Raw genomic sequence first — 26,661 nt, 5'->3', positions numbered from 1 at the left:
GGACCCGGCCGACCGGCCCGTCAAACCAGCCCGTCAAACCAGCCCGTCAAACCAGCTCCGTACGCAGCTCGTGGGCGCCGTCCTCGCGGGTCATCTCGTAGTACACGCGATGGCGGCCGTCCGGCAGGGTGACCACGCTGAGGTAGCGCAGGCCGCCCGGCGCGTGCGGCGAGGTCAGGGGCTCGGCATCCGTCGCGGTCAGGGCGTCGAAGGTGCCCGTGGCCACGCCGGTGCGCTCCTCCCAGTTCTCCTCGGCGCTCGCGCGGCCGTCGTAGGTGGCGAGCACCCCGGTCGCGGTGGGCACGATCGCCGAGACCCGGACCCCGCGGGCGTCCCAGGCGCCGGGGCGCCCGGCCAGGGCCACGCCCTGCCACTGCCAGTCGAGGCCGTCGCGGCTCGTCGCGTACCAGGTCGACATGCGGTCCGCGTGCTCGTCGGACTCGAGGGGGTGGCAGGACGCCCACAGGTGCCACTGGACGCCGTCGAAGTACACCACCGGGTCCTTGACGCCGATCGTGTGGTCGCCGGGCAGGACCGTCCTGGCCGGGGCGTCGCCGAGCCCGTCCGGCGAGTCCGCTTCGAGCACGTCGACGCGCCAGTGCTTGGTGCCGGGCGTCGCCACGCTCACGTACAGCCGCCAGCGGCCGTCGGGGGTGCGCACGAGCGCCGGGCGCTCGAGGGAGGCGCCGCCGAAGCGGTCCTTGTGCACCTCGGCGACGGGCGTGAACGTCACCCCGTCGGTCGAGCGGGCCACGACGTTCGCGTAGCCGCGGCCCTCGCCGATGGGGCGGCGCAGGCGGTACGCGAGGTAGATCTCCTCCCCGTCGCGCCAGGCGCTCGGCGCGCCCGCCCAGGTGCCGGTGCCGCCGTCGGGCGGGGCGACCGCCACGGCGGAGTCGTGCAGGCGGGGCAGCGGCGGCACAGACAAGGTACGTCCCCTCACGGCTGGTAGCGGCTGGCGTGTTCGAGGCTGAGCCAGTCGGCGTACGACTCCCCGCTCACGTCCTGCAGCTTGCGGATCTCATCGGCGAAACGAGGCAGCAGGGTGGCGCGCTGCGCGGCGGTCACCCGCGGCCGCGGCCCGTGCCGGCGGTGCAGCAGCCCGAGCAGTGGTGTCCGGACGACCTTGCGCACCGGCAGGGGAAAATGGTGCCCGATCCGCCCGCCGGTGCGCAACGCGAGGCGGATGACGGCGTTGGCCCGCGTGTCGTCGACGAACGCGCGCACGTTCTCCGGCGGGGCCTCGGCGAGCAGGCCGGTCTCGACGCCGAGGAAGGCGCACACGCGGTCGAGGGTCTCGCCGGGGCGGTCGCGCAGGTCGCGGTACCGCAGCAGCAGCACCCGCTCCCGGTCCACGTGGGCCAGCAGGTGCTCGAGCTGGCTGCCGTACCGCCCGAGCCCCGTGTAGTGCCAGAACTGCGCCCAGCCGGCGGCGACGCGCCGCGGCTCGAGCTCCACCGCGCGCAGGAAGTCGGCCTCGGACTCCAGGCCGGCGCCGAACAGGTGCGCCCAGTTGGAGTGGGCGCGGTCGACCGGATCGCGCAGCACCAGGATGATCCGCACGTCCGGCAGCAGCTTCGCGATGCGGGCGTGGGAGTCCAGGTCGTGCAGGTAGAACGGGGTCGCCTCGCCGCGCAGGGCACCGGGCGGGGCCGCGTCGAACAGGGCCTCGTAGTCGGCCCGCCGCCACACGTGCTCCTGGTAGGTCTGCACGTCGCCGGGGCCGCCGCGGCGCGGGGGCGGGCCGTCGCTCAGGAAGAACTTCGGCTCCTTCACGGCGGACAGGTGCAGCCGCGGGTGCGGGGCGAGCGCCGCGTGCAGCGCCGAGGTGCCGGCCTTGGGCACGCCGGCGATGAGGAAGTCGGGGAGGCTCATGCGACCCCGCTCGGGATGTCGCCGCGCAGCGTGATGCGGTGCATGACCCGGTGCGCGGTGCCGTAGTCGCGGTTGGCGTAGTGCGCGGTGCTGCGGTTGTCCCACATCGCCACGTCGCCCACGCGCCAGCGGTGCCGCACGATGTGCTCGGGCTTGGTGAGGTGCGCGTAGAGCAGGTCGAGGATGCCGCGGCTCTCCGCCTCCGACACGCCGACGATGTGCGAGGTGAAGCCCGGGTTCACGAAGAGCCCGCGCCGGCCCGTCTCCGGGTGGACCCGCACCACCGGGTGCTCGACCGGGTCGAGGCGGGTCACCACCTCGCCGTCCCACTCGCTGCCCCGCCCGCCGCGGCGCTGGGCCAGGTAGTAGCCGAACTCCCGGTTGCCGTCGTGCACCGCGGTCAGCTCGTCGGCGAGGCGGCGCACCGGCGCGGCCAGGGACTCGTAGGCGAGCTGGCTGTCGGCCCAGCTGGTGTCGCCGCCGGTCGGCGGGAGCGTGACCGCGCGCAGGATCGAGCCCAGCGGCGGGCGGCGCATGAACGTCACGTCGGTGTGCCACACGTCGGCGAACCCGCCGTCGGCGCTGTCCAGCGCGTAGATCTCCGGATGGGCCTCGTCCACGCCGCCGACGACCGGGTGCGAGGCGGTCAGCTCGCCGAGCCGGCGGCCGAGGCGCACCTGCCCGTCGTCGTCGAGCTGCTGGTCGCGGAAGAACAGCACCTTGTGCTCGACGAGCGCGGCCCGGATGTCGGCAATGGACTCGTCGGTCGCGCGGTGCAGGTCGACGCCGAACACCTCGGCCCCGAAGGCCGGGCCGAGCGGATCGAGTTTCATACGGTACTCCCTTGGGGTTCCCGGGCCCGGACGGCGTGCCCGAGCTCGGCGCGGTAGGCGGCGTACTCGGGCAACCGCCGCAGCTCGTCCGGCTCGACGCCGGTGCGCGGCAGGTCGATCGGCTGGTCCAGCGCGACGCGGCCGGGCCGGTCGCTGAGCACCACGACCCGGCTGCCGAGGAACACGGCCTCGTCCACGCTGTGGGTGACGAACACGCACGTGCGGCCGCTCGCCTCGCTCACGCGCCGGAGGTCCTCCTGCAGCCGCTCGCGGGTCAGGGCGTCGAGGGCGGCGAAGGGCTCGTCGAGCAGCAGCAGCGGATTCGGTACGGCCAGAGCCCGCGCGATCGCCACGCGCTGCTGCTGGCCGCCCGAGACCTCCCAGGTCCGGCGCCCGGCCACGTCGTGCAGCCCGACGCGCTCGAGCAGCTCCGCGACCCGGCCGGCCCGCTCCTCGCGCGGGACCCCGGCGTAGCGCAGCGCCAGGGCCACGTTGCCGCCGACCGTCTTCCACGGCAGCAGCCGCGGGGCCTGGAACACGAGCCCCGCGCCGCGGCCCGGCACCGGCTCGGCCCCGGCGACGCGGACCGTGCCGGCGCTCGGGTGCTCGAACCCCGCTATGAGCCGCAGCAGGGTGCTCTTGCCGCAGCCGGACGCCCCCACCAGCACCAGGAAGGTGCCGGCGGGGACGGTGAGGCTGAGCGGGCCGAGCGCGGTCACCGGGCCGTAGCGGTGCTCGACGTCCCGGATCTCGACGGCCGCTTCAGGAGGTGAGGACACCTGGGAGTCCCTTGGTGTAGATGGCCTTCTCGACGACCGCTGCGTCCGGTACGGAGTCGATCTTGTTCTGCGCCTTGAGGAACTGGGCCGCGGCGAGCAGGTTCTTGGCCAGGTCCCCGACCTTGCCGTCGGTGCCGAGCCACTCCGAGGTGGACAGGTCGGCCGGCTTGAGGAACACGCCCTGGCTCAGCTGGTGCTCGGCGTCGGCGGCGGTGATGTTGAGCTCCTTGGCCACCGCCTCGGCGGCCGCGCCGGGCTGGCCGGCGATGATGTCGAGCGCCTTCGCCTCGGCCTTGCGCCAGGCGTCGACGGCGTCCGGGTGCGCGGTCGCGAACGCGGTGGACACGACGCCGAGGTCGAGCGTCGGCTTGCCCGCGGTGGCCAGCTCGCGGCTGGAGACGAGCACCTTGCCGGTCTTCTTGAGCTCGTCCAGCGACGGCAGCCAGGTGTAGGCCGCGTCGAGGTCGCCGCGGGTCCACGCGGCCTGGATGTCCTGCGGCTCCAGGTCGACGATGGTCAGCTCGGACTCCTTGACGCCGGCCCGGTCCAGCGCGGCGAGCAGGCTGTAGTGCGCGGTGGAGGCGAACGGCGTGGCGACCTTGTGCCCGCGCAGGTCGGCGACGGTGGCGATGTTCGTGCCGTTGCGGGCCACGAGCGCCTCGTTGTCGCCGGCCACGTCGAGGACGAAGGCGACCTGGTACGGGATGTTGAGCGGGGCCGACAGCCCGCGCGCGACCGGGCTGGAGCCGATGGCCGCGATGTCGACGCTACCGGCGACGAACGCCGTATTGATGCTGGCGCCGGAGTCGAACTTGGTCCACGTGATCTTGTAGTCCGGCAGCGCCTTCTCGAGCAGGCCCTGGTTCTTCACGATCAGGTCGCCGCTGGGGAAGGCCTGGTACGCGATCCGGATGGTCTTCTCGCTCTTGTCCGGGCTCCCACCGGCGGCACCGTTGCCGCACGCGGCGAGCAGAGCGGTGGCGACGGCGAGGACCGCGAGACGCTTGATTCGCAAGGGGATTCCTTCAGTCAGCTTCGGCCGCGCCACGGGATGAGGCGCTGTTCGATGAGCCGGAGCACGCCGTCGATGGCGAGCCCGGAGAGTCCGATGGCGAAGAGGCCGAGCACCACCACGTCGGTCTGCGAGTAGCGCTGGGCGTCGCGGACCATGCCGCCGATGCCCGGGACGCCGTTGATGGTCTCGGCCGCCACGACGGAGGAGTACGCGATGCCGACCGCGAGCCGGATGCCGGTGAAGATCTCCGGCAGGGCGCTGGGCAGGACCACGTCGCGGACGGCCTCCCAGCGCCCGGCGCCGAGCGCGCGGACCGCCTCGACGAGCGCGGCCGGCGCCGAGCCGACGGCCGACGCGGTCGCCACCGCCACGGGCGGGAGCGCGGCGATGGACAGCAGCCACAGCTTCGGCGTCTCGTCGATGCCGAACCAGATGATGAAGAGGCTGAAGTACGCCAGCGGCGGCAGCGCCCGCACGAACGTGACCACCGGCTCGGCGACGACCCGGACCCAGGTGACGGTGCCCATCACGACCCCGGCGAGCAGGCCGCCCGCGACGCCGATGGCCGAGCCGATGAGGATGCGGCGCAGGCTCACGCCCAGGTGCTCGATGAGCGTGTGGCCGCTGTAGCCGTCGGTCGAAGTCTGCACGAGCCGGTGCCACACGGCGGCCGGGGCGGGGATGAACGCCGGGTTGTGCATGAGCGTGGCGGTGACCTGCCACAGCACGCCCAGCGTCACGATCGGGACGAGCCGCAGCCCCCAGGCCCTCGTGGCCCGCGGCGCGGTCTGGACGGCGGCCGTCATCCGAGATCGAAGACGGCGGTCGCGCCGAGCACGAGCAGCAGCGAGGTGACGGCGACGACGGCGAGCGAGACGCGGCGCCGCGTCTCGGTCTCCGGGTTCTCGGACATGGGGGCTCCCGGGGTTCTGGGCACGGGGAATCGCCCGGCGGCGGCCGGGTCACGGGTGCTTCGGGCGGCGAGGGGTGCGGCGGTCAGACGGCTCGGGCCGGACACAGGCACGCGCAGGTCCGGCAGCAGTCGACGTACCGCCGACTGGTCAACCGGAGCGAATTCATGCCGATACGGTAGACAACAGGAGCGCCGTCGGTCAATCCCCTATCTATCCGATAGAGAATTGGGCACGGGTCGGGCCCCCGGAGACGGGCCCACCTTGCGGGAGCAGTCCGGGTGCGGTCCCAGGGCCCCGTTCAAGGCCTGCGGGCGCGGTCCGATGGAGGGGCCGTGAGGTCGACTGCCCGAACGAAGCCCCGGGACGAGCCCGACGGCGAGTTCCGCCGGGTCGCCGGCCGGGCGATCAGCGCCATGTTCATCGTCGGCGGGCTGCTCACCCTCCTGCTGCCGCTGACGCTGTCCGGGACGGCCGCGCTCGTGGTCGGCATCGTCGGCGCCGTCGCCGTGGTCGCCGGGTTCCTGCTGTGGCGCCTGCCCTGGCATCGCTGGCCCCGCCGTGCCTCGCTGTGGACGGTCGTGCCCGCGCTGCTGCTGCTCGGGGTGGGCAACTGGGCGGAGCCGGACCCGTACCTCGCCGCCATCCTCTACTTCCTGCTCGCCGTCTGGGTCGGCACCGCCCAGCGGCGCGGCACCACCCTCGCGCTCAGCCCCGCCCTCGCGATCGCGTACTGGACGCCGCTGGCGATCACGTCGCACGCGCCCGGGCTGGAGCGCTCGGTGTTCTACGTCACCGCCACGTGCGTGCTGGCCGGCGAGTCCGTCGGCTGGATCACCGCGCGGCTGCACGACGTCCAGCGGCGGCTGCGCGAGCAGGCCCTGACCGAGCAGGCGTGCACCGACCAGCTGACCGGGCTGCCGAGCCGGGCGCTGCTGCTGGAGCGGGCCGAGCAGGTGCTGCTCGCGGCCGACCGCCGCGGCGGGTCCGGCGCGCTGCTGCTCATCGACCTCGACCGGTTCCGGGAGGTCAACGACACGCTCGGGCACCACAACGGGGACCTGCTGCTGCGGCAGGTCGCGGGGCGGCTCACCGCGGTGCTGCGCGAGCGTGCCACGGTGGCCCGGCTGGGCGGGGACGAGTTCGCGGTACTGCTGCCGGACATCGACGGCCCGCAGGACGCGATCGCCGCCGCGACCGAGATCACCGCCGCGCTCGACGAGCCGTTCGTGCTCGGGGGCCTGTCGCTGGAGGTGGACAGCAGCATCGGCGTGGCCGTGTACCCGGACCACGCCCGGAACTGCGCCGAGCTGCTGCAGCGCGCGGACGTGGCGATGTACGCGGCCAAGGAGGGCCACGAGCACCACGTCGTCTACGCCCCCCGCTTCGACCGCCACAACCCCTACCGCCTCGCACTGCTCGGCCAGCTCCGCCGCGCGATCGCCGCCGGCGAGCTCGTCATCTTCTACCAGCCCAAGGCCGACGCCGGCACCGGCCGGGTGCTCGGCACCGAGGCCCTGGTCCGCTGGCAGCACCCCGAGCACGGCCTGCTCGGCCCGAACGAGTTCATCCCCCTCGCCGAGACGACGGGCCTGATCCGGCAGCTCACCTCGTACGTCCTCGAGACCGCCCTGCGCGACTGCCACGCCTGGCGCGCGGCCGGCCACGACATCTGCGTGTCGGTGAACGTGTCCGCCCGCTGCCTGCTCGACCTGGAGCTGCCCGAGGAGATCCGCCGTCGGGCCTTGGAGCACGACGTCCCGCCCGACCGGCTCGTCGTGGAGATCACCGAGAGCGTCATCATGACCGACCCGGACCGCGCCCTGGAGGTGCTCGACCGCCTGCACGCCCTCGGCGTGCGCCTGTCGATCGACGACTTCGGCACCGGCTACTCGTCGCTGGCGTACCTCAAGAACCTCCCCGTGCAGGAGCTCAAGGTCGACCGCTCCTTCGTCACCCACATGCGCGAGCGCGCCAGCGAGCTCGCGATCGTGCGCTCCACCGTGGAGCTCGGGCACAACCTGGGCATGCGCGTGGTCGCCGAGGGCGTCGAGGACGCGGCCACGTGGGCGCAGCTGCACGCCCTGGGCTGCGACGAGATCCAGGGCTACTACCTGGGCCGCCCGATGCCCTCGGGCGAGGTGGTGACCTGGCTCGGCACCCGCGCACCGGCCGCCCGCACCGCGACGGCGCTCGGCGCCCGCTGACGCCGGGGCGTGCCGGGGCGTGCCGGGGGGCGCGCGGCGGCCCGCTCGCCCCCCGGGCTGCTCAGACCCCCGCGCCGGCCCTCGGGGCGGGGGGCGGTGCCGGCTCCTCGTCGTCCGCGGGGCCCGGGGTGTGGTCGTCGACCATGGTGCGCTCGTCGAACGGCAGGCGGCCCGCCAGGACCTCGTCGCAGCGGGCGCGGTCGAAGTCGTGCGTCCACCGGCCGATCAGGATCGTGGCCACCGCGTTGCCCGCGAAGTTCGTCAGGGCCCGCGCCTCCGACATGAAGCGGTCGATGCCCACGATCAGGCCCACGCCGTCGACGAGCTCGGGGCGGTGCGCCTGCAGGCCGCCCGCGAGGGTCGACAGGCCGGCACCCGTCACGCCCGCGGCGCCCTTCGACGCGATGATCATGAAGAGCAGGAGGGAGATCTGCTGGGGGATGCTCAGCGGCCGGCCGAGCGCGTCGGCGATGAACAGCGACGCCATGGTCAGGTAGATCGCGGTGCCGTCGAGGTTGAAGGAGTAGCCGGTCGGCACGGTCAGGCCGACGACCGTGCGCGAGACGCCGGCGTGCTCCATCTTGGCGATGAGCCGCGGCAGCGCGGACTCCGACGACGAGGTGCCCAGGATGAGCAGGAACTCCCGCGCGAGGTACTTCAGCAGCAGCAGGATGTTCACCCCGGCCACCGCGCGCAGGATGACGCCGAGCACCACGAACACGAAGATCGCGCAGGTCAGGTAGAAGCCGGCCATGATCTGCAGCAGGCTCTCGATGGCGCTCCAGCCGCCGGCCCCGACGACCGCCGCGATGGCGCCGAACGCGCCGATCGGCGCCAGCCACATGATCATGGCGAGGACGCGGAAGACGAGCTTCTGCAGGTGACCGATGCCGGCCAGGATCTTCTGGCCCGACTCGCCGATCGCGTGCAGGGCGAAGCCGGTCAGCAGCGCCACGAGCAGCGCCTGCAGCACCTGGCCCGAGGTCAGCGACGAGAAGAAGCTGGTCGGGATGACGCCGAGCAGGAAGTCGGTCGTCGAGCCGGAGCCGCTCTGCGCCTGCTTCTCCGCGGCCGCCTTCGCCGCCGCGGTCAGGTGCAGGTTCGCGCCGGGCTGCAGGATGTTGCCCACGACGAGGCCGATCGCGAGCGCCACGGTCGACATGACCAGGAAGTAGCCCAGGGCCAGGCCGCCGACCCGGCCGACCCGGGCCAGCCGGCGCACCGAGCCGATGCCGAGCACGATCGTGCAGAAGATGATCGGGCTGATCATCATCCGGATGAGGCTGACGAAGCCGGTGCCGAGGGGCTTCATCTTCAGCGCCGCCTCGGGCGCGAGGAGGCCGAACGCGGCGCCGGCGACGACCGCGACGATCACGGCCAGATACAGCAGATGGGTTCGGTCGCGCCGCCGGGCGGGGGCGGCCGCGGTGGTGTCTGGGGGCGTCATACCGCGAGCATGGGAGCCGAAGTGACCGGGGTCACCATTAAGTACATTGCGTACATGTCCCCGCGCCGTTGGAGCCTCGCCCGTCAGCTGCTCGGCCTCCAGCTGACCGTCATCACCGTGCTCGTCGCCGGCACCCTCGGCGGCGCGTACGTGCAGGCCGAACGGGCCAGCCTCGACGCCGCCCGGCAGAAGGTCCTCGGCATCGCGTGGAGCGTCGCCGACTCGCCCGCCGTGCGCGACGGGCTCGCGGCCCCTGACCCGACCGCCGTCCTGCTGCCGCTGGCCGACCAGCTCAACCGCGACGCCGAGACCGACTTCGTGGTCATCATGACGACGGGCGGCATCCGGTACACCCATCCGGACCGCCGCCAGATCGGCGGGCACTTCCTCGGCACCATCGACCCCGCGGCCCAGGGCCGCCCCCTCACCGAGACCTACACGGGCACGCTCGGCCCGTCGATGCGGGCCGTCGTCCCGGTGCGCGCCGCGGACCGGATCGCCGGGCTGGTCTCGGTCGGCATCCGGCTCACCTCGGTCGCCCGCCAGGTCCGCGGCCGCATCCCGTCGCTGCTCGTGACCGCCGCGCTGGCGATGCTGCTCGCCGGGGCCGGCTCCTGGCTGGTGAGCCGGTGGCTGCGCCGGCAGACCCACGACCTCGGGCCGGCGGAGCTGGCGCGGATGTACGAGTTCTACGACGCCGTCCTGCACGCCGTGCGCGAGGGCCTGCTCCTGCTCGACCGGCACGGCCGCCTGCTGCTCGCCAACGACGAGGCCCGGCGACTGCTCGCGCTCGGCGAGGACGCGCTGGGCCGGCCGATCGGCGCGGCCGGGCTGCCCGCCGCGCTCGGCGGTGCGCTGGCCGAGGGCCGGGCCCGCACCGACGAGCTCCACCTGGCCGGCGACCGGGTGCTCGTCATCAACCAGGCGCCCGCGAGCACCGCCGGCGCCGGCGCGCCGCTCGGCACCGTGGTGACCCTGCGCGACCACACCGACCTGCAGGCGCTCACCGGCGAGCTCGACTCGGTGCGCGGCTTCGCCGAGTCGCTGCGCGCCCAGGCTCACGAGGCCGCGAACCGCCTGCACACCATGCTCTCCCTCATCGAGCTGGGCCGCACCGGGGAGGCGATCGAGTTCGCCGCCAACGAGCTCGCGGTCGCGCAGCGGCTCACCGACCGGGTGGTGGGGGCCGTGCGCGAGCCGGTGCTGGCGGCGCTGCTGCTCGCCAAGGCCGCGCAGGCCGCCGAGCGCGGCGTGGACCTCGAGGTCGCGGCCGATGCGGAGGTACCTGAGTCAGCCCTGCCACCCGGCGACCTCGTGACGATCGTGGGCAACCTGCTCGACAACGCCATCGACGCCGCCGTCGCCGCCCCGCCCCCGCGCCGGGTCGAGTTCGCCGCGCTGCACCGCGACGGCACGCTGGTGCTGCGCGTGGCCGACAGCGGCCCCGGCCTCGACCCCGCCGACGTCACCCACGCCTTCGAGCGCGGCTGGTCGACGAAGCCCGCGGCCGGAGCGCTCATGGGCCGCGGCCTCGGCCTGGCCCTCGCCGGGCAGGCGGTGCACCGCCACGGCGGCGGCATCGACGTGGACGGGGCCGCGTTCACCGTCCGGCTGCCGATGCGCACCGCGGCGGTCGCGCCGTGATCCGGGTGCTCGTGGTCGAGGACGAGCCCATCGCGGCCGATGCCCACGTGATGTACGTCGAGCGCGTCCCCGGCTTCGCGGTGGCGGCCCGGGCCGCGACGGCCGCGGAGGCGCTGCGCGTGCTCGTGAAGGAGCGGGTGGACCTGGTCCTGCTGGACATGAACCTTCCGGACATGCACGGGATGGACCTGGTGCGCGCGATGCGGGCGGGCGGCCACCCCGCCGACGTGATGGCCGTGACCTCGGCCCGGGACCTGGACGTCGTGCGCGCCGCGGTGTCGCAGGGGATCGTGCACTACCTGCTCAAGCCGTTCGCCTTCGCCGCGCTGCGGGAGAAGCTGGAGCGGTACCGGCAGTACCGGACCCAGATCGCGCGCACGGAGTCCGTCGCGGACCAGGGCGAGGTCGACGGGCTGCTGCAGACCCTGCACGGCCAGTCCCCGAACCACCTGCCGAAGGGCATGAGCCCCGAGTCGCTGGCGGCCGTCGCGGACCTGATCCGCACGGCGTCCGGCGGCCTCTCCTCCGCCGAGGTGGCCCGGTCGCTGCAGGCCTCACGGGTCACCGCGCGGCGGTATCTTGAATATCTGGCCGAGCGCGGCGCCGCGGCCCGCCACCTGCGCTACGGCACCGGCGCGGGCCGCCCGGAGGTGGAGTACCGATGGATACCGTGATGCGCGAGGAGCTGCGGCACCGCCGGGACGCGGCCGCGGCCGAGATCGTCGCGCTCGAGGCCGACCTGCGCGCCGTGTTCGAGGCGTCCCGCGAGTCCAACGCCGACGACGAGCACGACCCCGAGGGCAGCACCATCGCCTACGAGCGCGCCCAGCTCACCGCGGTCCTGGACGCCACCCGCCGGCGCCTCGCCGACCTCGACGACGCCCTGGCTCGCCTGGACGCGGGCACCTACGGCGTCTGCGAGCGCTGCGGCCGCCCGATCCCGCCCGAGCGCCTGCTGGCCCGCCCGGCCGCCCGCACCTGCGTCGCCTGCGCCTGAACACGCAGCACGGCCGGTCACCCCTCCACAGGAGACCGGCCGTGCTGCTGCTGCGGGGTCGTCACGCCGGGGCGGTCAGTTCGCGGCCTCGAGCTCGGCGTTGCTGCCGCTGAACGTCGTGGCGCCGGCGAAGCCGGAGGCGAAGCGCTCCTTGAGCGCGTCGAACCCGGCGAACTGGGCCTGGTGCGAGGACTCGGAGCCCTCGGCGGCGAAGACGTGGTCGTCGACGGACGCGTCGTGGGAGTAGTTGGTGTAGTCGTCCGACTCGTAGTGCACGGCGCCGGGGGCGTCGTACTCGACGTGGTGGCCCTGCGAGAAGGCGGTGGACTCGGCCGCGGAGTGGCCCTGCTCGTACACGCCGAACTGGCTGCTGAAGTCGGCCTCGGAACCCGCGGCCTGGTGCATCTGGTCCAGCTCGCCGCTCTCCTGGCCGGCCTCGTACTGCCCGTAGTCGACGTCGCTCATGTCTCTATCTCCCTGCTGCGGAATGTTCGTGTCGCTGTTGAGAAGAACGTTAGGGCGCCCCGGAACGCGTCAAATCCCGGAAACGTGCCACCCGCCGGCGCACCTAGACTGCTTCGCATGGTGTTCGCCGGAGTTGCCTGGACCGCCGACGGGTACGAGATCGAGGTGGCCGGCGAGGACGGCCGGACGCTCGCGCGGCTGCGGGCGCGGACCCCGGGCGAGGTCGTCGCGGCGCTGCTGGCCGTCGGGCGCGACGTCGCCGTGGTCTTCGACAGCACCAACGGCACCGTCGAGGGGGGACTGCTGGGCGCCGGTTTCCAGGTGTACCGCGCCGACCCGGCCCAGCTGCCCGGGCGCCCCGCGTTCGGCTCGGTCACCGCGGCCGCGCTCGCCGACGCCGGCCGCCGGTCCGCGGCCGGCCTCGCGCGCATCGCGCCCGGCGGCGGGGCGATCGACGGGCGCGGCGAGGAGTACAGCCGCGGCATCGCGGCCAGCGCGGCGGCCGAGGCGGCGCTGGCCCGCTCGGGAAGGTTCCTCGCGCACGGGGCCCGGGACCGGCCGCAGATCGCGCTCACGTTCGACGACGGGCCCTGCCCGCCGTACACCCGCGGGGTCCTCGACGTCCTCGAGCGCTACGACGTGCGCGCCACGTTCTTCTGCGTCGGGTTGCACGCCGCCGCGCACCCGGACGAGGTGGCCCGCACCGTCGACAGTGGACACCTCGTGGCCAACCACTCGTGGTCGCACCCGTTCCTGCCCGACCTCTCGCGGCCCGAGCTCGCCGGGCAGGTCGAGCGGACGAGCGAGGCGCTGGCGCGGGCGGGCGCGGCGGCCTCGGCGTACTTCCGGCCGCCGTACGGCTCCCGCACGCCCGAGGTGCTCGGCTGGCTCGCCGCGCAGGGGTCGGTGGTCACGCTGTGGGACGTGGAGTCCAGCGACTGGGCGTGCCCGGGGGCGGACGCGATCGCCCGCCGGACCCTCGACAGGGCCACGGCGGGCTCGATCGTCCTGCTGCACGACGGGGGCGGCGACCGCTCCCAGACCGTGGAGGCGCTGCCGGCCATCATCGAGTCACTGCTGAGCGACGGCTACGACCTGGTCACCGTCGACCGCATCGCCCAGGCCCGGTGCTAGTAGGGCTTTGTTAGGTTTGTCGATGTCTGTTGCGGCGTAACGGTTTGAGCTTTTGGTGGCAGGTGGGGCATGCGCCGGTCCAGGTTGCGAGCAGGAGTTGCAGCTCGTGGATGACCTTGTAGAGGGTCAGGCCGGCGCATCCGCTTTTGGGTCGAGTCGCAGTGTGGTGATGAACAGGTGCGCGGCGGTGACGAGGGTGACGTGGCGGTGCCAGCCGGTGAAGGAGCGGCCTTCGAAGTGGTCGAGGCCGAGGCTGGTTTTGAGTTCGCGGTAGTCGTGTTCGATCCGCCAGCGGATCTTTGCGTGGCGGATCAGGCCGGCGGCTGGGGTGTCGGCGTCCTGGCTGGACAGCCAGTAGGTGGCGGGTTCGTCCTCGGTGTCGGGCCATTCGGCGATCAGCCACCGTTCGGGCAGGGTGCCGTCGGGGTCGCGGGTGATGCGGTGCCCGGCCGGACGGACCCGTAGGAACACGAATTGTGAGGTGAGGGTGCCTTTGCTGCCTTCGCGCCAGGAGACGGTGATCGCCGCGGCGCGGCCGGTGTCCTGGACGTGCTGGGCGAGGCTGATCGCATCGTCGGGGTAGTCCGGGCGGGTGCGGGTCGGTGGGCGGCCCCGTCCGGACCAAGTGCGTGGCACGGGTGTTGCGTCGGCGGGGTGGGCGAGGGTTTCGCCTTTGACCTGGACGCTGTAGGAGATGCCGCGTTCGTCGAGGGCGGCCCGGAACGGGCCGCTGTCGCCGTAGCCGGAGTCCGCGGCCACCAATGGTGGCCGCAGCCCGTGCTCGGCGAGCCCGTCGAGCATTTCGATCGCCAGCATCCACTTCGGACGGTGACCCTCATCGTCCGGGATCGCGGACTTGCGGCGCCGTTGCCGCGCCGCCTCGGTCACCGCCTCGACATCGACCTCAACGGCAGCGGGCGCGGCCGGCACGGCGGCCCGCGGGGCGTTCTTCAACGTCTTACGCCGTTTGGCTTTGGCGGCTTGCACCGCTGCCGGTCCGGCTTTGGTCACGTCCCACGACTCGGGCAGGAACAACCGCCAATCGAGGGGGCACGACGCCGTATCGGTGACCGCGTGGACACTCACCCCGATCTGACAGTTGGCGACCTTCCCCAGCGTGCCGGAGTACTGCCGGGCCACCCCTGGCGAGCCGGCACCGTCCTTCGGGAACCCGGTGTCGTCGATCGCCCACGCGGCCGGCTCGATCAGCTCGACCGCCCGGGCGGCCAGCCGCGCCCGCACCGCCGCCGTGTCCCAGGTCGAGGTCGTCACGAACTGCTGCAACCCCTGATGATCCACCCCCAGCCGTGCCGCCATCGGCTGCATCGACTTACGCCGCCCGTCCAGCAACAACCCACGCAGATACGTCTCACCCTTCGCCCGCTGATCCGACCGAGACAAAGACGCGAACACGTCGGCCGCGAACGCCTCAAGGCGTTGCCGCACAAGCGAAAGCTCATCAGGGGTCACCAAAACATGAAACTACCCGCACCCGCCCAGCGACCCCACGACACGCCGAACCTAACAAAGCCCTACTAGGCGTCGGACTTCGGCAGGCCCGGCGGGTTCACCAGCGAGGTCGGCACGGCCTCGGTCTCGAGGTTGTACGCGGCGAGCCACTGCTGGTACTGGCCGTTCTGGATCAGGTAGTTGATGGCGTCGGCCACGGCCTTGATGAGCCCGTTGTCCTTCTTGGTGGTCGCGGCGATCAGCCCCTGCAGCGACTCGCCCGCGCCCGAGTAGACCCCGGCGTTGCGCACGGCGTCGGCGGTGCCCTGGGTCTGGGTGATCTGGAAGGCGATGCTGGGGTTCGGGCCGAAGTACGCGTCGATCTGCCCGGACACGAGGGCCTTGAACGTGCTCGGCGTGTCGGCGAAGTACTTGATGTCGAGCGTCTTGCCCGCGGCCTTGAGCTTGTCCTGCCAGGCGACCAGGATCTTCTCCTGGTTGGTGCCCGCGCCGACGGCGACCTTGAGCCCGGCGAGCTTCGTGTAGTCCTTGCCGAAGGTCCAGGTGTTGCTCGCCTTCACCGCGAAGCCGAGGTTGTCCTGGCGGTAGGAGGCGAAGTCGTACTTCTCCTTGCGCTGCTCGGTGTCGGTGATGTTCGAGAAGCCGACCTCGTTGCGGCCCGAGTCGATGCCGACGAACAGATTGTCCCAGGTGTCGTTGTTGAACTCGGGCTTCAGGCCGAGCACGGCGGCGACGAGACGGCCGAGGTCGGGCTCGGCGCCGGTGACGGTCTTGTCGTCGTCGCCGACGAGGGCCAGCGGCGGGAAGCCGGTGGGCAGGGCGCCGATGCCGATCGTGAGCTTGCCGTCGGCCTTGATCGCATCCGGTACCTCGTCGGCGATGTTCTGCTGCTTGGCGACCTTGAGCTCGGCGGGCTTCCCGATGCCCTTCGCCTGCGCCCCGATGCTCACCGTGCCCGGGTTCTGCCCGTCGGACTCGGCCTGGGCCCCGGTGCCGCAGCCGGCCAGCAGGACCAGGGACAGTAACGCTGCCGCGCGCTTCATGGCTCTCCTTGGGGTTACAGCACTTTGGCGAGGAACTCGCGAGTGCGGGACTGTTGGGGGTTGGCGAGCACCTCGGCCGGCGGCCCCTGCTCGACGATCACGCCCTCGTCGATGAAGACGACGGTGTCGGCGACCTCGCGGGCGAAGCCGATCTCGTGGGTGACGATGACGAGCGTGGTGCCGGCCTCGGCCAGCCGCCGGATCACCGACAGCACCTCGCCCACGAGCTCGGGGTCGAGCGCGGACGTGGGCTCGTCGAACAGCAGCAGGCTCGGCTCCAGCGCCAGGGCCCGGGCGATCGCGACGCGCTGCTGCTGGCCGCCGGACAGCTGCCTCGGGTAGGCGTCGCCGCGGTCGCCGAGCCCGACCTGGGCCAGCAGCCCGATCGCCCGCTCCTGCGCCCGGGGCTTGTTGTGGGCCACGAGCGGCTCGGCGACGTTGTCGCGGGCGGTCAGGTTCGGGAACAGGTTGAAGCTCTGGGCCACGAAGCCGATCCGGGTGCGCTGGCGCCGTACCGCCCGCTCGGGAAGCTCGTGCAGGTGCGTGCCGCGGACCTCGACCCCGATGAGCTCGCCGTGCACGGCGACGTAGCCGAGGTCGGGCCGCTCGAGGTGGTTGATGGTGCGCAGCAGCGTCGACTTGCCCGAGCCCGACGGCCCCAGGATCGCGACCGTCTCGCCGGGGCGGACGGTCAGGTCGACGCCCTTGAGCACCTCCCGCGGCCCGAACGACTTGTGCACGTTGCGGATCTCCAGCGCCGGCCCGGCCATCAGAACCCCCTCCGCGCGGTGCCCCGGGCGAAGTACCGCTCGACGTAGTGCTGCACGACGGACAGGGCGGCGGTCATGACGAGGTACCAGGCCGCGCCGACGATGAGGATCGGCACCAGCGACTCGGGGTGGCGCGACTCCAGCACGAAGACCGCGCCGAACAGGTCCAGCAGCGACACGTAGTACACCAGCGAGCTGGCCTTGATCAGGCCGATCAGCTGGTTGCCGTACGCCGGGACGATCGAGCGCAGCGCCTGGGGGAGCACGATCCGGCGCAGCTGCCGCGCCTTGGACAGCCCGAGCGCGGTGGCCGCCTCGATCTGGCCGTGCTCGACGGACAGGATGCCGCCGCGGATGACCTCGGCCGCGTAGGCCGCCTCGTTCAGGCTCAGCGCGATGACGCCGATGGCCAGCGGGGTCAGGCTGCTCGTCTGCACCTCGGCGAAGACGGGGCCCCAGGGGATGCCGACGCCGAGGCGGGGGTAGAAGTACGAGAAGTTGAAGGTGATGATCAGCAGCAGGGGCAGCGGCAGGGCGCGGAAGAACCACACATAGGCCCAGGCCAGCCCGCCGAGGAGCGGGTTGCTCGACAGCCGCCCGAGCGCGACGACCACGCCGAGCAGCAGCCCGAAGACCGCGCTGAGCCCGACGACCTGCAGCGTGACCACGACGCCGTCGAGGATCGACTCGCGGGTGAAGAACGACCAGAACTTGGGCCACTCGTAGTGCTCGTTGGTGAACACGCCCACGACGAACTGGGCGAGCACGACCAGCACGGCGGCGCTGACGGCCCACCGCCACGGCCGCAGCCGCGGGGTGACCCGGCGCTGGGCCAGGATCGGGTCGAATCGGTCCTTCGGGGGCGACGGCAGGGTTGCGGTCTCGCTCATGCGAGTGCTCCATCCGGGTACGGCCGGGTTGCTGGAGAGTGCGACGGGGGGCGACGGCGCAGGGCCGGTCGCGGGAGGCGTCAGGCCGAACGGTGAGCGCGACACTGCGCGGCGTTCATGGCATCGCCCCTTCGTCGACGCGGACGCCGTGGTCGCATCCGCTTACCGGGCAACTTAAGGAGCGCGGTGCTAACTTGTCAATCCCTATCGGAAAACTAGTATTTAGGACGGCGGGCCATCGCGCGGGCGGCGGTCCATGGTGGACGGGTCAGCAGGCGGGCGCGGTGCCACCGGTCCATGATTCACGCTCGCGGCGGCGGGTATGCAACAGGTGTTCGAGAAGGAGGAGTATCGTGACCGACCGCAACCCCGAGAAGGACCCGGCGGACTGGGTGACCGGCGACGAGCCGATGACCGGCCCGCAGGAGTCCTACCTGCACACCCTCGCCCGCGAGGCGGGCGAGAACGTGCCGGAGGACCTGACCAAGGCCGAGGCGTCGGAGCTGATCGACGAGCTGCGGCAGGAGACCGGCCGCGGCTGACCCCCGCGCCGCCCTGCCGTGGCGGCCGCTTTAACGCCGCGTTTGCAGATCCTTATTTCTCGTCCCCGCGGTTGACATGCGGGGATCGTGCAACTTCGATGGTGTCTGTCCGGATGCGTGGGGCGGTCCGCCAGCCGCTCCCACGCCCGGGCTTACTCGCAGCGTTGCGCGCCCGGTGCGCAGGGTGCCGCGGCTTGGTCGCGGTCGGGGTTGGCTGGAGGCCTGATGCGACCTGCTTCGCGTTCGTGGCGCGACCGTGCCGGGGTGCGGTCCGGCCGGCGGCGGCTGGCTGTCGGAGGTGCGGCGCTGCTCGTCGCGGTCGGCGGGGTCACGGCCGCCGTGCTCGTCCCCGCGCAGGCGGCGGCCGGCGGCACCATCGTCGGTGCCGGCTCCGGGCGCTGCCTCGACGTGGTCGGGCAGAGTCACGCCGACAAGACCGGCGTCAACATCTACGACTGCAAAGGGCAGGACAACCAGGCGTGGACGTTCACGGCGGCGGGGGAGCTGCGCGTGTACGCCTCCCCGAAGTGCCTCGACGTCGAGGGGCAGGACACCACCTCGCCGGCGAGGCTGCAGATCTACACGTGCAACGGCGGCGCCAACCAGCGGTGGCGCATCAACGCCGACGGGAGCATCGTCGGCGTGCAGTCGGGGCTGTGCCTCGACGTCGACGGGGCGGGGACCGCGAACAGCACGCCGGTGAACCTCTGGACCTGTAACGGGCAGAGTAATCAGCAGTGGCGGACGAGCCTGGGCTCCGGGGACACGCAGGCGCCGACTGTCCCGGGGAATCCGCGGGTCAGCGGCCTGGTGTGCGACGCCGTCACGTTCTCGTGGGACGCGGCGAGCGACAACGTCGGGGTCGCGTTCTACGACGTGTACCACGACGGGCAGCTCATGAAGTCGGTACCGGGGACGACCCTGTCGACCGGGCTGACCGTCGTCGCCGGGGTCACCTGGGGGCTCTACGTCAACGCGCGGGACGCCGCCGGGAACGTCTCGCAGGCGAGCACGACGGTGCCCGTCACGCCGCCGCAGTGCCAGCCCGACTCGCAGGCGCCGACGGCTCCCGGGAGCCTCACGGCGACCGCGAGCGGCACGTCGGTCAGCCTGGCGTGGGCGGCGGCCTCGGACAATGTTGGCGTGCGGGCGTACGACATCTATCGCGACAACGCGAAGGTCGCCACGGTCACGGGCGCCACCGCGACGACGTTCATCGACAGCGCGCTGGCACCGAGCACGACCTACCGGTACTACGTCGTGGCCCGCGACGCCCAGGCCAACGTCTCGCCGCACAGCAACACGGCGACCGTCACCACCGGCGCGAGCTGCGGCAGCCCGGTGTGCGCGGTGACGCAGGTCGGCACCGACAGCGACATCCCGTGGGGGCTGGTCACGCTGCCCGACGGCAGCATCCTCTACACGCGGCGCGACGCCCACGACATCGTCAAGCTCAACCCGGCGACGGGCGCGAAGACCGCTGTGGGCGCGGTCCCGAACGTCGAGAACACCGACGGCGAGGGCGGGCTGCTCGGCTTGGCGATCGCGAGCACCTTCGCGACCGACCACTGGCTCTACATCATGCATACCTCGCCGACCGACAACCGCATCGTGCGCATCCAGCTCGACGGCGACCGGCTCGGCACCGAGCAGGTGCTGCTCAGCGGCATCCTGCGCAACAAGTTCCACGACGGCGGGCGGCTGCGCTTCGGGCCCGACGGCAAGCTCTACGCGGCCACCGGTGACGCGCAGAACGGCGACAACGCGCAGAACACCGGCAGCCTCAACGGCAAGGTCCTGCGGCTCAACCCGGACGGGTCGGTGCCGTCGGACAACCCGTTCGGCAACTACGTGTGGAGCTACGGTCACCGCAACCCGCAGGGTCTCGCGTTCGACTCGCAGGGCCGGCTCTGGGAGCAGGAGTTCGGCAACTCGATCATGGACGAGACGAACCTGATCACGCGGGGCGGCAACTACGGCTGGCCCGCCTGCGAGGGGACGTCGGGGACCTGCGGCACCGCCGGGTACATCGCGCCGAAGCGGACGTACCCGACGGCCGAGGGCTCCTGCTCCGGGCTGACCGTCGTGCGCGACGTCGTCTACATCGCGTGCGAGCGCGGGACCAGGCTCTACCGCGCCCCGATCGGCGGCACCGGGCTGCAGACGCCGCAGGTGTACTTCAACGGCACCTACGGCCGCCTGCGCACCGTCGAACCCGCTCCGGACGGCGGCCTCTGGCTGACCACGTCCAACCTCGGCGACAAGGACAGCATCCCGAACAACAGCGACGAGAAGCTCTTCCACGTGCAGCTCGGCTGACCCGCGGGCGACGATGGGCGGGCGGCGGCCGGAAGGGTAGGCTCTGATCATCGTCACCGACCCGTTCCAGCGCCTGTGTCCCGCCGCGGTGATCTTCCCGGCGGGCCGCGTTGGCTGAGCGGACGCCCCGCGGGATCGTGGACACGCTCGCGGACGCGCAACGGTGGCGGCTGCCCGCCGCCGCGTGGATTCTGCTCGACGGGCTCGCCGCCCGCGTCGACCGGGCGCTGCGCGACGACGATCCGGCCGCGCTGCGGGATGCCCACCAGCGCCTCGAACTGCTGCGGCCCGGCTCGACGCCTTCGATCGGCGGCCACGGTACGTCGCTGTGCCCGCCCGCCCTCGCGGAGAAGATCGACACGCTCATCCGCCGCGTGCGCGCCGGCATTTCCTGACCCCTCGTCGACCCCCTCGCAAGACATCAGCACATGCGGATGTGTTCTAGGGTCGCGTCATGATGCGACGACGCGTGAATCGATGGCTGGCGGCCACGGCCTCCGGCGCGCTCCTGGTCACCGCCGCGGGCACTGCGGCGCACGCGGCGCCGCCGCCGGTGCCGGACGGGCTGCGGCCGGTGCAGGTGCGCCAGTCGCTGCTCGGCACGCACACGTGGTACCAGCAGCTCTACCACGGCCTGCCCGTCCTCGGCGGCTTCTTCGCCACGCACACCGACTCGGCGACCGGCGAGGTCACGGTGCAGGACGGCCGGCTCGAGGTCCGGGGCCTGGCGAGCGAGACGCCCGGCGTCGCCGCCGACCACGCCCGCGCCTCGGTGGCCGGGCGCACCGGCGGCCAGGCGGCGCGCTCCGAGCTGGTCGTGGTGCCGGGCGCCCCCGCGAAGCTCGCGTGGGTCGTGGTGACCCGCACGGGGCACGGCTCCGTGCGCACGGTGCTCGACGCCGGCAACGGGGCCCAGCTGGAGGAGAAGAACCTGGTCAAGGAGGCCTCCGGCACCGGCACGGTGTTCGCCCCGAACCCGGTCGCGGCGCTGCAGAACGAGAACCTCACCGACCGCGACGACGCCGACTACCCGGCCCTGCGCGCGGCGTACACGACCGTGACCCTGGACCATCTCGACGGCCGCGGTACCACGCTGCAGGGGTCGTACGCGAACAACATCAGCGACGGCGCGGTCCGCTCGGCCCGGCGCACGTTCGCCTACAACCGCTCCCAGCCCGGCTTCGAGCAGGTGATGGGGTACTACAGCATCACCTCCGCGCAGGAGTACCTCCACACGCTCGGCTTCGGCGACGTGAACAACGAGCCGCAGGACTACTCGACGACCGGGCTGAGCGACGACAACTCCTTCTACGACCCGGACACCGACGGCATCACGTTCGGCACCGGCGGGGTCGACGACGCCGAGGACGAGGAGGTGATCTGGCACGAGTACGGCCACGCCATCCAGGACGACCAGGTGCCCGGCTTCGGCGAGGCGATCGAGGCCGGCTCCATCGGCGAGGGCTTCGGCGACTACTGGGCGTTCACGATGTCGCAGGCGACGAGCCCCGACACCCGCCGCACGCCGCTGGCCTGCATCGCGGACTGGGACTCGACCGCGTACACCGACGACACCCCGCACTGCCTGCGCCGGGTCGACGGCACCAAGATGTACCCGGCCGACCTCGAGGGCGAGGTCCACGCCGACGGCGAGATCTGGTCGCGGGCGCTGTTCGACGTCAACACCGCGCTCGGCCGCACCCGCGCGAACCGGGTGATCATCGAGGCCCACTTCGGCTTCGACCCGAACACCACGATGCCGGCCGCGGCGCGGCAGACGGTCAAGACCGCGAAGGCGCTCTACGGCCAGGCGGCCGCGGACAAGGTGCGGGCCGCCTTCCACGCCCGCGGCATCCTCTGACCGCTCGGGTCAGGACCTGGCGGCGGGGGCATTCCGGCCGCCGTCGCCAGGTCGCCACCTGGTCCCGGCGTGCGCTCAGCGGCCCTTGAGCGGGTAGGGCACGAACGTGCTGCGGTTCTCGTCGAGGTCCAGGTGCCGGCTGATCGGCGGCGCGGCCCGCTGGGGGCACGTCGCGCGCTCGCAGGTCTTGCAGCCGGGGCCGATCGGCATCGCGGCGGCGGCGTCGGTCAGGTCCATGCCGGTGGAGTAGACCAGCCGCGAGGCGTGCCGGATCTCGCAGCCCAGGCCGATCGCGTAGACCTTGCCCGGCTGGCCGTAGCCGCCGTGGTGGCGCGTGATGGTGCGGGCGATCCACAGGTACCGCTGGCCGTCCGGCATCGCCGCGATCTGCACCACCGCGCGGCCCGGGGAGCTGAACGCCTCGTACACGTTCCACAGTGGACATGTCCCGCCGGTGCGTGAGAACGGGAAGCCCGTCGCGGACTGGCGCTTGGACATGTTGCCGGCGCGGTCGACGCGCACGAAGGAGAACGGCACGCCGCGGGCGCGGGGGCGCTGCAGGGTGCTCAGCCGGTGGCAGACGGTCTCCCAGCCCATCGCGAAGTGCTCGGTCAGCAGGTCGATGTCGTAGCGGCGGGTCTCGGCGGCGGCCAGGAACTGCTCGTACGGCAGGATCAGCGCCGCCGCGAAGTAGTTGGCGAGCCCGACGCGCGTGAGGATCTGCGTCTGCACGTCCTCGAAGTGCTCCTCCTCGACGATCTCGTCGATGACGTCCGCGTACTCCATGAGCGCCAGGTGCGCCGCCATCCGCATCGCCTCCTGCCCGGCCCGCAGCGCGCTGGTGAGGTGCAGGGTCTGGGTCTGCGGCCGGTACCGGTGCAGGTCCCCCTCGAGCGAGTCGTCGCGCACGATGCGCACCCCGTGCCGCTGCGCCAGGCGGTCCCGCAGCGCCGGGCGCACCTCGCCGCGGCGCAGCCCCATCCGCGCGGCGAGCGCCTCGGCGGCCTCGTCCAGCTGCGGCACGTAGTTCTGGCGGCGGTAGAAGAACTCGGTGACCTGGTCGTGCGGGCTGCGCCCGAGCTGTCCCCGGTCGCCGACGAGCTCGGTGAGCTGGTCGGAGACCTGGCGGTACCGCCGATGCAGGTCGATGATCGCCTCGGCCAGCTCCGGCAGGCGGGTGGCCAGCTCGCTGAGGTCGGCGATGCTCCCGGTGCCGGCGAGCGCCTCGCGCAGGCCGGCCACGAGCTGCGGGGTGTCGTGCGGCGCGAACACGGCCGGGTCGACGCCGAACAGCTCCGTGGCGCGGATGAGCACCGGGGCGGTCAGCGGCCGCACGTCGTGCTCGATCTGGTTGAGGTAGCTCGGCGAGATGGCCAGGTGCCGGGCGAGGTCGGTCTGGCTCAGCCCGTGCTCCTCACGCAGCCGCCGCAGCCGCGCGCCCGCGAACACCTTTGCCATCCTCAAGAAATAGCACCAATGTCAAATTGTGATTTCGCAACTTGGCAAAGTCGCCCGGAAACTTGGCAAGACTTGGCTTTTTCCGCCCCTCGACCGGCCCGTTCGCCCCGTGTGACCGTGGGCGGAGAAGCACCGAACGAGGGAGTGGAATCATGAGTGACGCCGTTGAGCGGTTGCGACAGGAATGGGACACCGACCCCCGCTGGCACGGCGTGCGGCGCGACTACGACGCGGCGGACGTGGTGCGGCTGCGGGGCGCGATTCAGGAGGAGCACACCCTCGCCAGACGCGGCTCCGAGCGGCTCTGGCAGCTGCTGCACGACGAGGACTACATCCACGCCCTCGGCGCGCTGACCGGCAACCAGGCCGTGCAGATGGTCCGGGCCGGTCTCAAGGCCATCTACCTCTCCGGCTGGCAGGTCGCGGCCGACGCCAACCTCTCCGGGCACACCTACCCGGACCAGAGCCTCTACCCGGCCAACTCGGTCCCGGCGGTCGTGCGGCGGATCAACAACGCGCTGCTGCGCGCCGCCCAGATCACCACCGCCGAGGGTGATGCGGAGACTGAGTGGCTCGCCCCGATCGTCGCGGACGCGGAGGCCGGCTTCGGCGGGGTGCTCAACGCGTACGAGCTGATGACCGGCATGATCGTCGCGGGCGCGGCCGGCGTGCACTGGGAGGACCAGCTCGCGTCCGAGAAGAAGTGCGGCCACCTCGGGGGCAAGGTCCTCATCCCGACCGGGCAGCACATCCGCACCCTGCAGGCCGCGCGGCTGGCCGCCGACGTCGCCGGGGTGCCGACGCTGATCGTGGCGCGCACCGACGCGCAGGCCGCGACGCTGCTCACCACCGACATCGACGAGCGCGACCAGCCGTTCGTCACCGGCGAGCGGACCGCCGAGGGCTTCTACCGGTGCCGCAACGGCGTGGACGCGTGCATCGCGCGAGGGATCGCCTACGCGCCGTACAGCGACCTGCTCTGGATGGAGACCAGCACCCCGGACCTCGAGGTCGCGCGGCGCTTCGCCGAGGCCGTCAAGCGCGAGCACCCGGACCAGATGCTGGCGTACAACTGCTCGCCGTCGTTCAACTGGCGCAAGCACCTCGACGACGCCACGATCGCGAAGTTCCAGCGCGAGCTCGGCCACATGGGGTACAAGTTCCAGTTCATCACCCTCGCCGGCTTCCACGCCCTGAACTACTCGATGTTCGACCTGGCGCGGGGGTACGCCAACGAGGGCATGACGGCCTACGTGGCGCTGCAGGAGCGCGAGTTCGCCGCGGAGGCGCACGGCTACACGGCGGTCAAGCACCAGCGCGAGGTGGGCACGGGCTACTTCGACCTGATCAGCACCGTGCTCAACCCCAAGGGCGAGACCACGGCGCTGCACGGATCGACGGAACAGGAGCAGTTCGCATGAGGTACAAGATCAATGGCGCGCTCGCCGATCGCTATGACGAGGTGCTCACCCCGGACGCGCTGAATTTCCTCGTCGCCCTCGACGACCGCTTCGCCGCCCGCCGGGTCGCGCTGCTGGACACCCGCCGCGCCCGTCGGGCCCGCTTCGCCGCCGGCCAGCTGCCGGACTTCCGGCCCGACACCGCGCGCATCCGCCAGGACGACACGTGGCGGGTCGCGCCGCCGGCCCCCGGGCTCGAGGACCGCCGGGTCGAGATCACCGGGCCGCCCGAGCGCAAGATGACGGTCAACGCGCTGAACTGCGGGGCCAAGGTGTGGCTGGCCGACTTCGAGGACGCGACCGCACCGACCTGGGACAACGTCATCGGCGGGCAGCTCAACCTCATGGACGCGCTGGACCGCAACCTCGACTTCACCGACGAGCGCGGCAAGCGGTACGCGCTCGGCGACGAGATCGCCACCATCGTGGTCCGGCCCCGCGGCTGGCACCTGGTCGAGAAGTGGATCGTCGTCGACGGCCGCCCGATCTCCGCCAGCCTCGTGGACTTCGGGTTGTACCTGTACCACTGCGCCGGGCGCCAGCTCGACGCCGGTTCGGGGCCGTACTTCTACCTGCCCAAGCTCGAGGACCATCGCGAGGCGCGGCTGTGGAACGACGTGTTCGTGTTCGCGCAGGAGTACCTCGGCCTGCCCCGCGGCACCATCCGCGCCACGACGCTCATCGAGACCATCACCGCCGCGTTCGAGATGGACGAGATCCTCTACGAGCTGCGCGAGCACTCGGCCGGCCTGAACGCGGGCCGGTGGGACTACATCTTCAGCATCATCAAGAACTTCGGCCAGTGGTCGGACTTCGTCCTGCCCGACCGCGCCGAGGTCACGATGACGGTGCCGTTCATGCGGGCGTACACCGAGCTGCTCGTGCGCACCTGCCACCGGCGCGGCGCCCACGCCATCGGCGGCATGGCCGCGTTCATCCCGAGCCGCGACGAGGCGGTCAACGCGACCGCGACCGCGAAGGTGCGCGCCGACAAGCAGCGCGAGGCGGCCGACGGGTTCGACGGCTCCTGGGTGGCGCACCCGGGCCTCGTCGACGTGTGCCGCGCGGCCTTCGAGCAGCCCGACCAGCTCTCGGTGCTCCGCGAGGACGTCGAGGTGACCGCCACCGACCTGCTCGCCGTCGATAAGACGCCGGGCCAGGTCACGGCGGCCGGGCTGCGCTCGAACATCTCCGTGGCGCTGCGGTACATCGACGCCTGGCTCGGCGGCACGGGCGCGGTGGCACTGTCGAACCTCATGGAGGACGCGGCCACCGCCGAGATCGCCCGCTGCCAGGTGTGGCAGTGGCTGCATCACCACACCCCGCTGGCCGGCGGCGGCACGGTGACCGAGGAGACGGTGCGGGCACTGCTCGCCGAGGAGCTGGCCGCGCTCGTCGAGGGACGCAGCGGAGCCGAGCTCGAACGCGCCCTGGCCGCGGCCGGGATCGTGGAGCGGGCGGCGCTCGACGAGCACCTGCCGCCGTTCTTCACCACGGACGCGTACGCCCACCTGGCCCCGTCGGCGTAGCACCGGGGGGCT

Annotated in this window: 24 protein-coding genes; 11 read left to right on the top strand and 13 right to left on the bottom strand. The window is 72.4% G+C overall.

Annotated elements, in window-relative coordinates:
* Positions 1-46: 46 nt before the first annotated feature.
* Genes ACQP2P_RS25010 through ACQP2P_RS24985 form a run of 6 tightly spaced genes read right to left on the bottom strand, consistent with a single transcriptional unit; the run spans position 47 to position 5,308 of the window.
* Positions 47-922: a hypothetical protein gene (locus tag ACQP2P_RS25010; protein ID WP_433619251.1), complete on the bottom strand. Its 876-nt coding sequence runs from the start codon at positions 920-922 to the stop codon at positions 47-49.
* Between the two features lie 17 nt (positions 923-939).
* The gene (locus ACQP2P_RS25005; RefSeq protein WP_433604577.1) at positions 940-1,875 is read right to left on the bottom strand and encodes a sulfotransferase family protein; all 936 of its coding nucleotides are present in this window, start codon (positions 1,873-1,875) and stop codon (positions 940-942) included.
* Entirely contained in the window at positions 1,872-2,708 is an 837-nt protein-coding gene (locus ACQP2P_RS25000) for a TauD/TfdA dioxygenase family protein (RefSeq protein WP_433604575.1), read from the bottom strand. The genes ACQP2P_RS25005 and ACQP2P_RS25000 overlap by 4 nt, the downstream gene beginning before the upstream one ends.
* Positions 2,705-3,487, bottom strand: a complete 783-nt coding sequence (locus ACQP2P_RS24995; RefSeq protein ID WP_433604573.1) for an ABC transporter ATP-binding protein — start codon at positions 3,485-3,487, stop codon at positions 2,705-2,707. The genes ACQP2P_RS25000 and ACQP2P_RS24995 overlap by 4 nt, the downstream gene beginning before the upstream one ends.
* Positions 3,471-4,502, bottom strand: coding sequence for a taurine ABC transporter substrate-binding protein (locus ACQP2P_RS24990; RefSeq protein WP_433604571.1), 1,032 nt, complete (start codon positions 4,500-4,502; stop codon positions 3,471-3,473). The genes ACQP2P_RS24995 and ACQP2P_RS24990 overlap by 17 nt, the downstream gene beginning before the upstream one ends.
* Positions 4,503-4,516: 14 nt before the next feature.
* Complete coding sequence (locus tag ACQP2P_RS24985) at positions 4,517-5,308, bottom strand: ABC transporter permease (protein WP_433604569.1); 792 nt, start codon at positions 5,306-5,308, stop codon at positions 4,517-4,519.
* A gap of 440 nt (positions 5,309-5,748) precedes the next feature.
* Between ACQP2P_RS24985 and ACQP2P_RS24980 the strand changes: the two genes are divergently transcribed.
* Positions 5,749-7,620: a putative bifunctional diguanylate cyclase/phosphodiesterase gene (locus tag ACQP2P_RS24980; RefSeq protein WP_433604567.1), complete on the top strand. Its 1,872-nt coding sequence runs from the start codon at positions 5,749-5,751 to the stop codon at positions 7,618-7,620.
* Positions 7,621-7,681: 61 nt separating this feature from the next.
* On the opposite strand, the gene ACQP2P_RS24975 is transcribed toward ACQP2P_RS24980, so the two are convergent.
* Entirely contained in the window at positions 7,682-9,067 is a 1,386-nt protein-coding gene (locus ACQP2P_RS24975; protein ID WP_433604565.1) for a cation:dicarboxylate symporter family transporter, read from the bottom strand.
* A gap of 54 nt (positions 9,068-9,121) precedes the next feature.
* Between ACQP2P_RS24975 and ACQP2P_RS24970 the strand changes: the two genes are divergently transcribed.
* From ACQP2P_RS24970 to ACQP2P_RS24960, 3 genes are read left to right on the top strand one after another with little or no spacing between them, the layout of a single operon-like run.
* Positions 9,122-10,711 carry a sensor histidine kinase gene (locus tag ACQP2P_RS24970; RefSeq protein ID WP_433604563.1) on the top strand — a complete coding sequence of 530 codons (1,590 nt, stop codon included), beginning with the start codon at positions 9,122-9,124 and terminating at the stop codon, positions 10,709-10,711.
* A complete protein-coding gene (locus ACQP2P_RS24965) occupies positions 10,708-11,385 on the top strand; it encodes a response regulator (RefSeq protein WP_433604561.1) in 678 nt (225 codons plus the stop codon). Before ACQP2P_RS24970 ends, ACQP2P_RS24965 begins: the two co-directional genes overlap by 4 nt.
* On the top strand, positions 11,373-11,708 hold the full coding sequence (locus ACQP2P_RS24960) for a TraR/DksA family transcriptional regulator (RefSeq protein ID WP_433604559.1): 336 nt from the start codon (positions 11,373-11,375) through the stop codon (positions 11,706-11,708). Before ACQP2P_RS24965 ends, ACQP2P_RS24960 begins: the two co-directional genes overlap by 13 nt.
* A gap of 75 nt (positions 11,709-11,783) precedes the next feature.
* Here the strand turns inward: ACQP2P_RS24960 and ACQP2P_RS24955 are convergent, their stop codons facing one another.
* On the bottom strand, positions 11,784-12,173 hold the full coding sequence (locus tag ACQP2P_RS24955) for a hypothetical protein (protein ID WP_433604557.1): 390 nt from the start codon (positions 12,171-12,173) through the stop codon (positions 11,784-11,786).
* A 117-nt stretch (positions 12,174-12,290) separates the two neighbouring features.
* Here ACQP2P_RS24955 and ACQP2P_RS24950 point away from each other — a divergent pair, with 117 nt between their 5' ends.
* Positions 12,291-13,307: a polysaccharide deacetylase family protein gene (locus ACQP2P_RS24950; protein WP_433604555.1), complete on the top strand. Its 1,017-nt coding sequence runs from the start codon at positions 12,291-12,293 to the stop codon at positions 13,305-13,307.
* 126 nt (positions 13,308-13,433) lie between these two features.
* Here the strand turns inward: ACQP2P_RS24950 and ACQP2P_RS24945 are convergent, their stop codons facing one another.
* The 4 genes from ACQP2P_RS24945 to ACQP2P_RS24930 form a co-directional block, all read right to left on the bottom strand.
* A complete protein-coding gene (locus ACQP2P_RS24945; protein ID WP_433604553.1) occupies positions 13,434-14,777 on the bottom strand; it encodes an IS701 family transposase in 1,344 nt (447 codons plus the stop codon).
* A 65-nt stretch (positions 14,778-14,842) separates the two neighbouring features.
* A complete protein-coding gene (locus ACQP2P_RS24940) occupies positions 14,843-15,820 on the bottom strand; it encodes an ABC transporter substrate-binding protein (RefSeq protein ID WP_433604551.1) in 978 nt (325 codons plus the stop codon).
* Positions 15,821-15,834: 14 nt separating this feature from the next.
* A complete protein-coding gene (locus ACQP2P_RS24935; RefSeq protein ID WP_433604549.1) occupies positions 15,835-16,590 on the bottom strand; it encodes an amino acid ABC transporter ATP-binding protein in 756 nt (251 codons plus the stop codon).
* Complete coding sequence (locus ACQP2P_RS24930) at positions 16,590-17,480, bottom strand: amino acid ABC transporter permease (RefSeq protein ID WP_433604547.1); 891 nt, start codon at positions 17,478-17,480, stop codon at positions 16,590-16,592. The genes ACQP2P_RS24935 and ACQP2P_RS24930 overlap by 1 nt, the downstream gene beginning before the upstream one ends.
* Positions 17,481-17,833: 353 nt before the next feature.
* Here ACQP2P_RS24930 and ACQP2P_RS24925 point away from each other — a divergent pair, with 353 nt between their 5' ends.
* The 4 genes from ACQP2P_RS24925 (at position 17,834) to ACQP2P_RS24910 (ending at position 22,202) form a co-directional block, all read left to right on the top strand.
* Positions 17,834-18,022: a DUF3072 domain-containing protein gene (locus tag ACQP2P_RS24925; RefSeq protein WP_433604545.1), complete on the top strand. Its 189-nt coding sequence runs from the start codon at positions 17,834-17,836 to the stop codon at positions 18,020-18,022.
* A 225-nt stretch (positions 18,023-18,247) separates the two neighbouring features.
* The gene (locus ACQP2P_RS24920) at positions 18,248-20,341 is read left to right on the top strand and encodes a PQQ-dependent sugar dehydrogenase (protein ID WP_433604543.1); all 2,094 of its coding nucleotides are present in this window, start codon (positions 18,248-18,250) and stop codon (positions 20,339-20,341) included.
* A 110-nt stretch (positions 20,342-20,451) separates the two neighbouring features.
* The gene (locus tag ACQP2P_RS24915; RefSeq protein ID WP_433604541.1) at positions 20,452-20,736 is read left to right on the top strand and encodes a CATRA system-associated protein; all 285 of its coding nucleotides are present in this window, start codon (positions 20,452-20,454) and stop codon (positions 20,734-20,736) included.
* 74 nt (positions 20,737-20,810) lie between these two features.
* Positions 20,811-22,202, top strand: a complete 1,392-nt coding sequence (locus ACQP2P_RS24910; protein ID WP_433604539.1) for a M36 family metallopeptidase — start codon at positions 20,811-20,813, stop codon at positions 22,200-22,202.
* A gap of 75 nt (positions 22,203-22,277) precedes the next feature.
* Here ACQP2P_RS24910 and ACQP2P_RS24905 read toward each other — a convergent pair whose 3' ends face one another.
* Positions 22,278-23,660, bottom strand: coding sequence for a short-chain fatty acyl-CoA regulator family protein (locus ACQP2P_RS24905; RefSeq protein WP_433604537.1), 1,383 nt, complete (start codon positions 23,658-23,660; stop codon positions 22,278-22,280).
* Between the two features lie 152 nt (positions 23,661-23,812).
* Between ACQP2P_RS24905 and aceA the strand changes: the two genes are divergently transcribed.
* Both aceA and aceB read left to right on the top strand, forming a co-directional pair.
* Positions 23,813-25,081 (top strand): isocitrate lyase, encoded by a 1,269-nt coding sequence (aceA, locus tag ACQP2P_RS24900; protein ID WP_433604535.1) that lies wholly within the window; start codon positions 23,813-23,815, stop codon positions 25,079-25,081.
* Positions 25,078-26,649 carry a malate synthase A gene (gene aceB / locus ACQP2P_RS24895; protein WP_433604533.1) on the top strand — a complete coding sequence of 524 codons (1,572 nt, stop codon included), beginning with the start codon at positions 25,078-25,080 and terminating at the stop codon, positions 26,647-26,649. The genes aceA and aceB overlap by 4 nt, the downstream gene beginning before the upstream one ends.
* Positions 26,650-26,661 lie beyond the last annotated feature (12 nt).

This window comes from Dactylosporangium sp. CA-139114, from assembly GCF_050955725.1.
Taxonomy (GTDB): Bacteria; Actinomycetota; Actinomycetes; order Mycobacteriales; family Micromonosporaceae; genus Dactylosporangium.
This window is presented reverse-complemented; position numbering and strand designations above follow the sequence as displayed.